Consider the following 11,957-nt stretch of genomic DNA (forward strand, 5'->3'; position numbering starts at 1 on the left):
CGAAGCATTGCGTTTTTTACTATGTTCACTTGAAAGGAGGTTTTGCAAAAATGGATGTTACCAAGCTAAAGCAAGAGGTTATCGAGTATGCTCATCAAATCGGCATTGATAAAATCGGATTTGCCAGTGCAGATACGTTTGAAAGCTTAAAACAGCGGCTGATTACGCAGCAAGCCCTTCAATATGAGTCCGGCTTTGAAGAACGAGATATCGAAAAACGGACAAATCCGGATCTGCTGCTTCCAAAAGCGAGATCGATTATTGCCATTGCACTTGCTTATCCTTCGAAAATGAAAAACGCACCAAGAGGAACGAGGACGGATCGCAGAGGGATTTTTTGCAGAGCCTCCTGGGGAAAGGATTATCACCACGTATTACGAGAAAAGCTTTCAAAATTGGAAGAATATCTTCGAGAAAAGCGTGAGGATATCCGAACAAAATCAATGGTAGATACGGGGGAGCTATCAGATCGGGCCGTCGCAGAACGAGCTGGAATCGGCTGGTCGGGAAAAAACTGTGCGATCATTACTCCTGAATTTGGTTCCTACGTATACCTTGGTGAAATGATCACGAATATTCCTTTCGAGCCGGATACGCCAATCGAGGACAAATGTGGAACGTGCAACAAATGTGTCGATGTATGCCCGACAGGTGCCCTGATTCAAGGCGGACAGCTAAATGCTAAGCGTTGTATTGCCTTTCTCACTCAAACAAAAGGTTTTCTGCCGGAGGAATTCAGAAGCAAAATCGGCAATCGGCTGTATGGATGTGATACATGCCAAACGATCTGTCCTGAAAACAAAGGTAAGGATTTTCATTTGCATCCAGAAATGGAGCCGGATCCTGAAGTGGTTAAGCCGCGGCTAAAACCTTTGTTAACGATTAGCAATAGAGAATTCAAAGAGAAGTTCGGGGATATTTCCGGTTCGTGGAGAGGGAAAAAACCGATTCAGCGAAACTCGATTATCGCATTAGCCCACTACAAGGATATAACCGCTCTTCCGGAACTTGCTTCTTTACTGAAAAATGATCCCCGACCTGTCATTCGCGGCACGGCTGCCTGGGCAATTGGCAAAATAGGCGGCGAAGATTATACGAACCAACTAAATGAAGCGTGGATGGCTGAAGGGGACGAAGAGGCAAAGAAAGAAATTGAAAAGGGTTTAAAAATGGCAATGAATACTAAATCAAGCCAGTCCTGACATACGTTAATATAAAAACGTATGGTGGTGACAGTACTTGAAGGAGTTTATTGAAAGGACTCTGCGAGATCGTCTTTCCTATTTATTAAATGAAAAGAATGCAAGAACGATAGATCCAATTTTTGATGAGCTGGAGCGAAAAAAACAGCTCTTTCAAAAGCGTCAGGTACAAATCGTAAAAGCGAAGATGAAAGTGAAGCTCGGGGAAAGCAAGTTTGATGACGACGGGTCTAATCACGTGAGATATAAAGTTCACAGCGAATATCTTTGTAATGATAAAGATCATTTATATATAGAAGAACAAATAGAAGAAAGAACTGCTTTATTCTATGGCCAAATGCTGATAAACGATTCGAAAGTTGAAATACCATTTCATCAACCGTTACGTAGTGATGGTATGGTCATGGCAGACTTCAGCAGAAACGATCTCGGCCGGGCATTTACGTATGATCGTCTTGCTGCTGTCCAGTACGCAGAAAAATGGTGGAATAAGCGAAATTCAGCCTATAAAAATTTTGACGATAATTGCACAAACTTTATTTCACAATGTCTGCATGCAGGAAGTGCGCCGATGAGAGGATATCCGAATCGGGGAAGCGGCTGGTGGATGCAAAACCATTCGTGGAGCTACAGCTGGACCGTTGCCCACTCCATGAAAAGCTTTCTTGGCAGATCGAAGGCAGGGCTCAGGGCGGAAAAAACGTCATCACCCGAAGATCTGTCTCTAGGGGATGTCATATGCTATGACTTTGAAGGGGACGGAAGATATAACCACACGACAATTGTCGTAGCAAAAGATAAGATGGGCATGCCGCTTGTCAACGCCCAAACGTATGATTCGCGGATGAGGTACTGGTCGTATGAGGACTCAACCGCCTACACACCATCCATTAAATATACCTTTTACAAAATCATTGATGATACGTCGAAGAAGTAAAAGTGGTATAATGGATGGCGGTTTACTCAATTAGAACAGAGGTGAAGATTTTGGCACTGCATGTGGTTTTATACCAACCAGAGATTCCTGCCAATACAGGAAATATTGCGCGTACTTGCGCGGCAACGAATACAACGCTTCATCTGATCAGGCCGCTCGGCTTCTCAACAGATGACAAAATGCTTAAGAGAGCGGGACTCGATTACTGGAAGTTTGTAAATATTGTGTATCATGACTCTCTTAACGAATTATTTGAAGCAAATAAGAATGGGCAGTTTTTCTTTATTACGAAGTTCGGTCAAAAACCCCATACTTCCTTCAGCTACGAGGATTCGTCCACCGATTATTTCTTCGTTTTTGGAAGAGAGACGAACGGTTTACCAAAGGAAATAATTGAAAACAATATGGAGCGCTGCCTGCGCCTGCCGATGACGGAACATGTAAGGTCGCTTAACCTGTCCAATACGGCTGCAATCTTAATATATGAAGCGTTGCGGCAGCAAAACTACAACGATTTGATATAGAAAAAAGGATCTCGCTCCATGAGATCCTTTTTTTACCCCTTATTTCACTTTTCTGCCTGGCATGCTGTCGTACCCAGCTGTAAAGATAGAGACCAGAAACGTTAGTATAACTCCCATCATTATGACTGTACGCATCTTTTTCCCCCTTGTCATCAAGCGATTTCTGAGCTTGAATTACTTTAATTATGAAGCCTATCTTTCAGTCTTGTCAATGGACAACCCTCTTTTTGGAAAGAAGGGCGTTCTTTCGTTAGCATGTAAGAAGACACCTTCGCATAGATTGTATTAGTACCTAGATTAGTACTTGCATCAATCAAGATGAGGGAGGTCCTTATGGATATTTTAAAGAAGATCGAGCAGTATAGGGAAGAGGAGCAGCGTCTGAAATGGGAAGGCACCTTCGCTGATTATCTGGAAATTATCAAGGAAAACCCGATAGTCGCTCAATCTGCTCATTCGCGAGTTTATAATATGATAAAAGACCATGGAATCGAAGAAAGGACCGGGAAAAAAACGTATACTTTTTTTGATCGGGAGCTTTTTGGTCTTGAAGAATCGCTGGAACGGCTTGTCGAAGAGTATTTCCATCCCGCTGCCAAACGTTTGGACGTCAGAAAAAGAATATTGCTGCTTATGGGTCCGGTCAGCGGCGGAAAATCAACCTTGGTAACGATACTGAAAAGAGGGCTTGAGGCTTACTCCCTCACAGAACAAGGTGCGGTATACGCAATTAAGGGCTGCCCGATGCACGAAGATCCGCTTCATTTAATCCCGCAGCATTTGCGTGAGGATTTTTACCAAGAGTACGGAATCAGAATCCAAGGGAATTTGTCACCGCTTAATTTAATGCGCTTGGAAGAGGAGTACGGCGGAAGGATTGAAGATGTCCGAGTGGAACGCATTTTCTTTTCGGAAGATAAACGGATAGGAATTGGCACGTTCAGCCCGTCCGATCCAAAATCACAGGATATTGCCGATCTGACAGGCAGTATCGACTTTTCAACGATCGCCGAGTACGGATCCGAATCGGATCCGCGCGCTTATCGATTTGACGGTGAGCTCAATAAAGCAAACAGAGGAATGATGGAATTTCAGGAGATGCTAAAGTGTGATGAAAAATTTCTCTGGCACCTGCTTTCCCTGACTCAGGAAGGAAATTTTAAAGCGGGAAGATTCGCTTTAATCTCTGCAGATGAACTGATTGTAGCCCATACGAATGAAACGGAATATCGCTCCTTCATCAGCAATAAAAAGAACGAGGCGCTCCATTCAAGAATTATCGTTATGCCTGTTCCTTATAACTTAAAGGTGTCTGAAGAGGAACGGATTTATGAAAAAATGATTTCAGAAAGTGACGTGAAAGAGGTTCACATTGCACCGCATACACTGAAGGTTGCCGCGATGTTTTCGATCATGACTCGCCTGAAGGATCCGAAACGGTCGGACATCAATCTTGTGAAAAAAATGCGACTGTATGATGGAGAAAGCGTAGAAGGCTTTAACTCAGTAGACGTGGAAGATTTGAAGAAGGAATACAATGATGAAGGCATGAAGGGGATTGATCCGAGGTATGTCATTAACCGCATATCCTCCACGATCATCAGAAAAAATATGGAATCGATTAATGCGCTTGACGTGCTGCGATCTTTGAAGGATGGGCTCGAGCAGCATCCTTCCATTTCCACAGAGGAACGAGACCGCTATTTGAATTTTATTTCGACCGCTAGAAAAGAATACGACGACATTGCGAAAAAAGAGGTTCAAAAAGCGTTTGTCTACTCCTATGAGGAATCCGCCAAAACGTTAATGGACAATTATCTGGATAACGTGGAAGCCTATTGCAACAAAAATAAATTAAGAGATCCTCTAACCGGTGAAGAAATGAACCCGGATGAAAAACTAATGAGATCAATAGAGGAACAAATCGGCATTTCCGAAAATGCGAAAAAAGCCTTCCGCGAAGAAATCCTGATTCGTATTTCCGCCTATGCGAGAAAAGGAAAACGATTCGATTACAACTCTCATGAAAGACTGAGAGAAGCGATTCAGAAAAAGCTATTTGCCGACTTAAAAGATGTGGTTAAAATCACAACCTCAACGAAAACACCTGATGAACAGCAGCTGAAGAAAGTAAACGAAGTTGTCGCAAGGCTCATAGACGAGCACGGCTATAATTCCACAAGCGCAAATGAACTATTAAAATATGTCGGAAGCTTGCTAAATCGATAATTTGTATAGTAGTGACTCAAGGTATGTGATGCCGTGAGTCGTTTTTTTTGGGGGGGAAATACGGGCAGGGCTTTATAACGTATAGAAAGCGAGCAACTCGGAATAAATTTTTCAGGAGCTAGGACTGAAATAATACGATCTGGTCGCAATAATCACTCTAGTGGTCGCAAAAAATTAGAAGGTGGGCCGAATAAATTCCAAACCGGGTCGAATTAATCACAGGGCCAGTCACAAAAGTGTGCCAACCGGAGGACAGCCTGTCTGAAGAGAGGGCGCATCGTCAGAAAAATTGTTCAAAGTATAGAAGTGCCACTTTTTTTCGGTGATTTCGAGCCAGGACAGAAAAAACGCAAGATTTGTCGCAATTATTTCTCAATTGGTCACAATAAATTAGAAGGTGGGCCGAATAAAACTGAGTTCGGGTCGAATAATCCCCAAACTAGTCCTAAAACCTCGCGAAAGTCCAATCTCCCCGTATATTCTCGGTCAAATCCCGCACACAAGGTGCGGGATTTTTATTGTCCTGTTATTAAAGATACGACTTTAGACCGATCTAAAATCAGCCTGAAACTAATGTTGTCTTAAATTTTAATTAGCTATAGTTAGATGGGTAATAAAGGATTCATAAACTAAATTCACCTAAAAATTTTTTAATTGGAAGGAGTAAGCAATAATGTCATGGATTACAAAATGGTCATTTAAAAACAAGGCGGCTGTCTGGATTATGGGAATTATCATTCTCGTCATGGGGATCATCAGTTACATACGGCTGCCGATGGAATTTTTCCCTTCAACCGATATGCCGATGGTTTCTGTCATTACTACAGGACAGGGAATGGACGCAAATACGATGGAGAGTGAAGTTACCGATCCGATCGAGCAGGCCCTGGACAGTGTAAAAGGCAAAACGAATATTTTATCTACCTCTGGTGATTCCTTTTCAAATGTACAGGTACATCTGGAAGCAAAAACGGACATGAAGGAAGCTAAAGCTGAGGTGGAGGATCTGTTAAATGCATTGACCCTTCCACAGAATGTGTCTAAACCTACAATTTCTCAATTAAATACATCAATGATCCCTGTCTCATATGTATCTTTATCGTTTGAAGGCAGTCTGACAAGCGAAAACATTAAAAAATCCGAAGAAGAAATCGTTCCTCTTTTTAAGGACATAGAGGGTGTTGCATCTGTTCAAACGATGGGTGTGGCTGAAGACTATGTTTCTGTTACTTTAGACGAAACAAAAATGAAGGAAAGCAATGTATCGGTTGAGCAAATCATGACGCTTTTACAAGGCCAGAACCTAAACGCTTCCATTGGTGAAAAAAATATCGATGGAAGATCGACGAATGTAAAAGTAGTAGGGCAGGTAAATAATATTGATGAATTAAAGAATGCTGAAATTGTACCATCAGTGCCATTAAAGAATATAGCTAACGTTGAAATCAAAAAGCCGGAAGATTCGCTCACAAGGATTAATGGCGAGGGCGGACTAATCTTAGTCGTAACAAAAGACAGTCAGTCGAATGCTGTTACAGTCAGTCATAAAGTAAACGAATTAAGTGATAAAATCAATGAAGATAATAAAGGCGAGCTGCAATCGAATGTAATTTTGGAAACTGCCGATACGGTTGAGTCGTCTGTTCACAGCATGATGAATGAAGTGCTTCTTGGAGCTCTATTCGCTACTATTGTTATTATGATCTTTCTGCGAAATCTTAAATCTACATTCATTACGATCGTGTCGATCCCTTTATCTCTCGGACTTACTCTGTTTCTTTTGTCCGTCTCGGGTGTCACGCTTAATATTCTTACCCTAGGCGGAGTGGCAGTTGCCGTCGGAAGGCTCGTAGATGATAGTATCGTTGTTATTGAAAATATTTTTAGAAAGTCGCAGAATGAAAAATTTTCAGTTTCCATGATCATCGACGCGACAAAAGAAGTAGGGAGTGCCATTACAGCATCAACCTTAACAACTGTAGCAGTATTTTTGCCGATGGGGTTAGTCAACGGAGGACTACAGGACTTGCTTCTCCCATTTGCCTTGACTATTACCTATTCACTGCTTGCGTCCCTGCTCGTGGCATTGACGGTCGTTCCTTTGATGAGTGCGGGTTTATTAAAAAACAGCAAACTGAAAGAGCACATACCGTCCAAACGATTCGGAAGTTTTTTGACCTGGTCGTTAAGTCATAAACTGATTGTCCTTGGAACTGCTTTCGTCTTGTTTGCCGGTTCGATCGGCGCCTATATGGTTCTTCCGAAAGGTTCTATAGCAAAGACAAAAAATGACTACGTGGTAGCTACTCTCGATTATCCAAACGAAGTACCAATTGAGGATGTAAAGGATGGCGCTTTGACTCTTGAGAAGCATATCTTGGAGCAAGAAGGAGTAGAACATGCTTATCTTCAACTGGGTAATTCAGATGACTCTGCATCGTATGGTCAAATCAGTTCACCAACTCAAGCGCAATTTATGGTGACCTTAAAAGAAGGAACGGATGAAGAGAAATTTTTGCAAAACATTACGGATGAAAAAGATCAATACCCGGAAGCACAGCTTAGTGCTACAGGAGCTTCCATGATGGGCGGAGGGCAAACAGAGATTACGGTTGATGTACTCGGAGACGATCCAGAGACTCTGTCAGAGGTTGCGCTTACGATTAAAGACAAGATAGATGGGATTGAAGGAATCGAAAAAGTAACTTCAAATCAGGAGGATCAAAAGACGGTCTATTCATTTGCCGTAAAACCGGGTGCAACGACAACGGACCAAGTCGTTCAGCAAGCAGGTACGCTTCTCAATCAAACACCAATCGGGACAGTAGAAGTGAATGACCAGCAAGCGGACGTAAAAGTAGAGCCGCTATTCGATCCGAAAACAGAAAAAGACCTGGCAGATCTGCCGGTTGCTACTCAAACGGGTATGGCGTCCATATCTGATATCGCAACCTTAACCAAAGAAGAAGAACCGACTAATATCTATCATAAGGACAACGAACAATATGTAAGAGTTACAGCAAATGTTGATCCAAAACAGGTTTCTGATATCTCGGCAGAAATTTCAACAGCCATCTTTGGCAATAATACAGAAGAAGGGATCGATCTCCCTGATGATACGGAAGTGCTTGTCGGCGGGGCAAGCGCAGATCAATCGAGCGATTTCAGCGATATGTTTATTACGATGTTGGCTTCGATCGCAATCGTATTTGTCATCATGGTCGTAACCTTTAAAACGATTCGTACGCCAATAGCTATTCTTTTCTCGTTGCCGCTCGCTGCGATCGGTGCGATACTTGCTTTGATTATTACGAGAATTCCGGTCGATGTGACATCGCTATTAGGGGCTTTGATGCTAATCGGAGTAGTCGTGACCAATGCAATTGTATTGCTTGACCGTGTGAAGCAAAATGAGGAGAGCATGAGCATTCGAGATTCATTGGTAGAAGCTGCGTCAGTACGTATGCGGCCGATTATCATGACAGCAGTTGCCACAATCTGTGCGATGCTTCCGTTACTGTTCAAAGAATCTGAATCTGGAAATCTCGTCTCAGGAAGCCTGGCGGTTGTTGTTATCGGAGGACTTGGCGTGTCGACCGTATTAACGCTTATAGTCGTTCCAGTAATTTATGAACTGCTGTATTTCAAAAAGTCAAAACGTGAGCGAAAAGCGCTTGAAGAAACGAAAACAAGAATCAGTATATAAAAGAACGATTTATAAATGCAACTCATGCAGCATTAAGGCATGAGCTGCATTTTTTTGCTTTTTCGGACAAAAGCATAATTTGTCCTATTGTCTAAATTGTTTGTCAACAGTATTCCACTTTTGCATAAGATAAAAAATAAATATTTCTCATAACTTGTTTCATATAAAGCAGTGAACTGGAATACGTATGTATAACTACCAAAAAAGGGTGCAAAGGGAGGGGAAATCATGACCCATGAAGATAATGGCCATTTTGCAATTTCCCAAGAAGACTGGTCCCTCCATCGTAAAGGCTACGATGATCAAATACGTCACCAGGAAAAAGTTCAGGAAGCTATAAAAAACAATCTGCCTGATTTGGTGACAGAGGAAAGCATTATCATGTCCAACGGAAGAGACGTCGTAAAAATTCCAATTCGTTCACTTGATGAGTATAAAATCAGATACAACTATGACAAAAACAAACATGTCGGGCAGGGTGATGGGGATAGTCAGATTGGTGATGTGGTGGCACGTGACGGTGCAGAGAAAAAGCAGGGTGCCGGAAAAGGATCAGGGGCAGGAGATCAATCAGGCGAAGATTACTATGAAGCCGAAGTGTCGCTAATGGATTTAGAGGAGGCTCTTTTCAGAGAGATGGAGCTCCCGAATTTGCAGCAAAAAGAAAGAGACAATATTGTTGTTGAAGATATAGAATTTAATGATATTCGCAAGACGGGGTTAACTGGAAACATTGATAAGAAACGTACGATGCTTTCCGCTTTTAAGAGAAACGCAATGACGGGTAATCGCTCGTTTTATCCGATTTATCCTGAAGATCTCAAATATAAGACGTGGAACGAAATTGTAAAGCCTGATTCAAAAGCCGTCGTTCTCGCGATGATGGATACAAGTGGAAGTATGGGTGTATGGGAAAAGTATATGGCCAGAAGCTTCTTTTTCTGGATGACCAGATTTCTTAGAACAAAGTACGAAACGGTAGAAATAGAATTTATTGCTCACCACACAGAGGCTAAGGTTGTTCCTGAGGAGGATTTCTTTTCAAAGGGAGAAAGCGGAGGTACGATTTGTTCTTCCGTTTATAGAAAATCATTAGAAATCATAGATCAAAAATACGATCCGGCCAGATACAACATTTACCCGTTTCATTTCTCGGATGGGGATAACTTAACATCAGATAATGCCAGGTGCGTCAAGCTTGTCAACGAGCTTATGAAAAAAACCAATCTGTTTTGCTACGGCGAAGTCAATCAGTATAACCGCCATTCAACTCTCATGTCGGCCTATAAAAATATAAATGATGAAAAATTCAAATACTATATCCTAAAACAAAAATCCGATGTGTTCCAAGCGTTAAAAAGCTTTTTTTATAAAGAAGAAGCCGCGAAGCTTGCTTAAAAAAGTCCTTCAAGTAAGAAGGATTTTTTCTTGCCATTTTTTGTGTACTAGTGTACTATCTAAATAGAACACTAGTACATGATTGTTAGGAGGTTTTTGCTTGATTGCTTTTCGAGGGCTCGTCCGAAAGGATTTCAAGATGGCACGATCTGCCTTAGTTTTATGGATCGCTGCCTCGTTCATCCTTTTGGCTTTATTCTACGGATTTTCCAAATATATAAATGAACCATTAGCGATGGTTGGCTTTATCGTGACGTCTCTTATAATCCAAAGCTTTTTTTCAGCGTGTTTGATGTATTACCAGCTGCAAAAGGAAGGGAAAAGCCAGCTATGGCTGCATAATCCGCAAAGCAGTTACATATTGGTTTTGTCAAAAATGACGGTTACTTTTATTTGCCAGATCCTTTCACAAATCCTTTTATTTTTGCAGAATTGGTTCGTAATTACATTCTTTGTTAATCCGAAAATCATCGATAACGGTATCGTTACGATAAATGACATGTTGTTGATCAATTTAGCAGTTTTAACAGGATCTATCATGTTGATGATTTGGGTTATCTTTTATTGGTCGATTTATTCATCACTGAAAAAATTTCCGATCTTAAAAAAAGTTAGAGCGCTGATTATTTTAGTTCTTTTCATTCTCTACAATATGACGGAATCGCTTCTTGCTCATGTTTCGAAAAAATTATCGCTGTTTGATCAGTGGGTGATCCCAATCAAAACAAACTTTGCCTTTCTTTATGAAAAGAATTCCGGATGGTCGATGGATGTTATGACAGTAAAGTTTTCCGTTATTCCGATTATTTATTATGTTCTCTTAAGTGTCATTCTGCTCTATGTATCCTGCAGGCTTTTAAATAAGCACGTTGAGGTGTGAAGCTATGGCTAAAAATTATTCATCGTCAAAGCCGATCTATATGCAGATTGCCGAGCAGGTCTTTAAACAGGTGGTACGCGGAGAATTGAAGCAGGGCGATAAGCTGCCTTCTGTCCGAGAGATGGCGATTCAAACCGGTGTTAATCCGAATACAATTCAGCGGACTTACAGTGAAATGGAAAGGATGGGGATCGTGGAGACTAGGCGCGGTCAAGGCACGTTTCTTGCAGAAAATAATCAAATCATTCTCGATCTAAAGGAAAAGATGAAAAACGAGGCGACAGAGGAATATGTCAACCAGCTTAAGGAGCTTGGTTTAACACAAGCAGAAATGCTGGAAGGGCTTGAAGCTTTTTTGAAAAAGGGGAATCCAGAGTGAGTATCGAATTGAAGCAGGTGACTAAAAAGTACGGAAAAGAATATGCTCTTGATCACGTTTCACTTTCTCTTACACCGGGAAAAATCTACGGATTGCTAGGTCCGAACGGCAGCGGTAAATCGACCTTTCTGAAGATCATTTCGGGACTTGTTTTTCCGGATCGAGGGGAGATACTTGTAGAGGATCAAGCAGTATCCCGCAGAATTAGTGAGAGGGTAGCCTATTCGACGGAGCTTGATATGCTTTATGAGCCATTCAAAGTAAATGATATGCTTTCATTTTATCAAACCCAGTTTCAGGACTTTGACCGGCAAAAGGCAAATGAGCTTTTGAACCTAATGAAATTAGACGGAAACAAAAAAATTAAAAAGCTCTCGAAAGGAAATCGCGGTAGATTAAAGCTCGTGCTTGCAATCTCCAGAGACGCTCCCTTCCTTTTGCTTGACGAACCGTTTTCAGGTCTTGATCCTATGGTTCGGGAATCAATTGCGAAGATTCTGATTAGCCACATTGACCTTGAAAAGCAGACAGTGCTGATCGCAACCCATGAGATTGACGAAATTGAGCTGTTGCTTGACGAGGTCATTGTCATAGCAAACGGGAAAATTGCGGCGCGAGAAAACGTCGAACGGGTTAGGGAAGAAGAAGATCTTTGTGTGAAGGATTGGCTGAAGGAAATATTTCAAAACAAAGGAGAATGAT

The 11,957-nt window shown here is 41.6% G+C and carries 9 protein-coding genes; all 9 read left to right on the plus strand.

Annotation, left to right across the window (positions count from 1 at the left end):
- Window positions 1-50: 50 nt before the first annotated feature.
- The 9 genes from queG to JOC74_RS19800 all read left to right on the plus strand — a co-directional run bounded on the left by queG (window position 51) and on the right by JOC74_RS19800 (window position 11,956).
- The gene (gene queG, locus JOC74_RS19760) at window positions 51-1,202 is read left to right on the plus strand and encodes a tRNA epoxyqueuosine(34) reductase QueG (protein WP_053602233.1); all 1,152 of its coding nucleotides are present in this window, start codon (window positions 51-53) and stop codon (window positions 1,200-1,202) included.
- A gap of 37 nt (window positions 1,203-1,239) precedes the next feature.
- Window positions 1,240-2,139 (plus strand): amidase domain-containing protein, encoded by a 900-nt coding sequence (locus tag JOC74_RS19765; RefSeq protein WP_053602234.1) that lies wholly within the window; start codon window positions 1,240-1,242, stop codon window positions 2,137-2,139.
- 41 nt (window positions 2,140-2,180) lie between these two features.
- Window positions 2,181-2,663: a tRNA (uridine(34)/cytosine(34)/5-carboxymethylaminomethyluridine(34)-2'-O)-methyltransferase TrmL gene (trmL, locus tag JOC74_RS19770; RefSeq protein WP_098945281.1), complete on the plus strand. Its 483-nt coding sequence runs from the start codon at window positions 2,181-2,183 to the stop codon at window positions 2,661-2,663.
- Between the two features lie 333 nt (window positions 2,664-2,996).
- Window positions 2,997-4,892 carry an ATP-dependent protease PrkA gene (locus JOC74_RS19775; protein ID WP_053602235.1) on the plus strand — a complete coding sequence of 632 codons (1,896 nt, stop codon included), beginning with the start codon at window positions 2,997-2,999 and terminating at the stop codon, window positions 4,890-4,892.
- 673 nt (window positions 4,893-5,565) lie between these two features.
- A complete protein-coding gene (locus JOC74_RS19780) occupies window positions 5,566-8,598 on the plus strand; it encodes an efflux RND transporter permease subunit (RefSeq protein WP_053602236.1) in 3,033 nt (1,010 codons plus the stop codon).
- Window positions 8,599-8,826: 228 nt separating this feature from the next.
- Window positions 8,827-9,996 carry a sporulation protein YhbH gene (gene yhbH / locus JOC74_RS19785; RefSeq protein WP_053602237.1) on the plus strand — a complete coding sequence of 390 codons (1,170 nt, stop codon included), beginning with the start codon at window positions 8,827-8,829 and terminating at the stop codon, window positions 9,994-9,996.
- 100 nt (window positions 9,997-10,096) lie between these two features.
- Complete coding sequence (locus tag JOC74_RS19790) at window positions 10,097-10,876, plus strand: hypothetical protein (protein ID WP_053602238.1); 780 nt, start codon at window positions 10,097-10,099, stop codon at window positions 10,874-10,876.
- Window positions 10,877-10,880: 4 nt separating this feature from the next.
- Window positions 10,881-11,255 carry a GntR family transcriptional regulator gene (locus JOC74_RS19795; RefSeq protein ID WP_053602239.1) on the plus strand — a complete coding sequence of 125 codons (375 nt, stop codon included), beginning with the start codon at window positions 10,881-10,883 and terminating at the stop codon, window positions 11,253-11,255.
- Complete coding sequence (locus tag JOC74_RS19800) at window positions 11,252-11,956, plus strand: ABC transporter ATP-binding protein (protein WP_053602240.1); 705 nt, start codon at window positions 11,252-11,254, stop codon at window positions 11,954-11,956. Before JOC74_RS19795 ends, JOC74_RS19800 begins: the two co-directional genes overlap by 4 nt.
- Window position 11,957: the final 1 nt, after the last annotated feature.

Source organism: Bacillus capparidis, from assembly GCF_017832095.1.
GTDB lineage: Bacteria > Bacillota > Bacilli > Bacillales > Bacillaceae > Bacillus > Bacillus gobiensis.

Bases quoted from the DNA above. Each gene is read 5' to 3' on its own strand.
- queG (WP_053602233.1), top strand. From the start codon at position 51: ATGGATGTTACCAAGCTAAAGCAAGAGGTTATCGAGTATGCTCATCAA.
- JOC74_RS19775 (WP_053602235.1), top strand. From the start codon at position 2,997: ATGGATATTTTAAAGAAGATCGAGCAGTATAGGGAAGAGGAGCAGCGT.
- JOC74_RS19780 (WP_053602236.1), top strand. From the start codon at position 5,566: ATGTCATGGATTACAAAATGGTCATTTAAAAACAAGGCGGCTGTCTGG.
- yhbH (WP_053602237.1), top strand. From the start codon at position 8,827: ATGACCCATGAAGATAATGGCCATTTTGCAATTTCCCAAGAAGACTGG.
- JOC74_RS19795 (WP_053602239.1), top strand. From the start codon at position 10,881: ATGGCTAAAAATTATTCATCGTCAAAGCCGATCTATATGCAGATTGCC.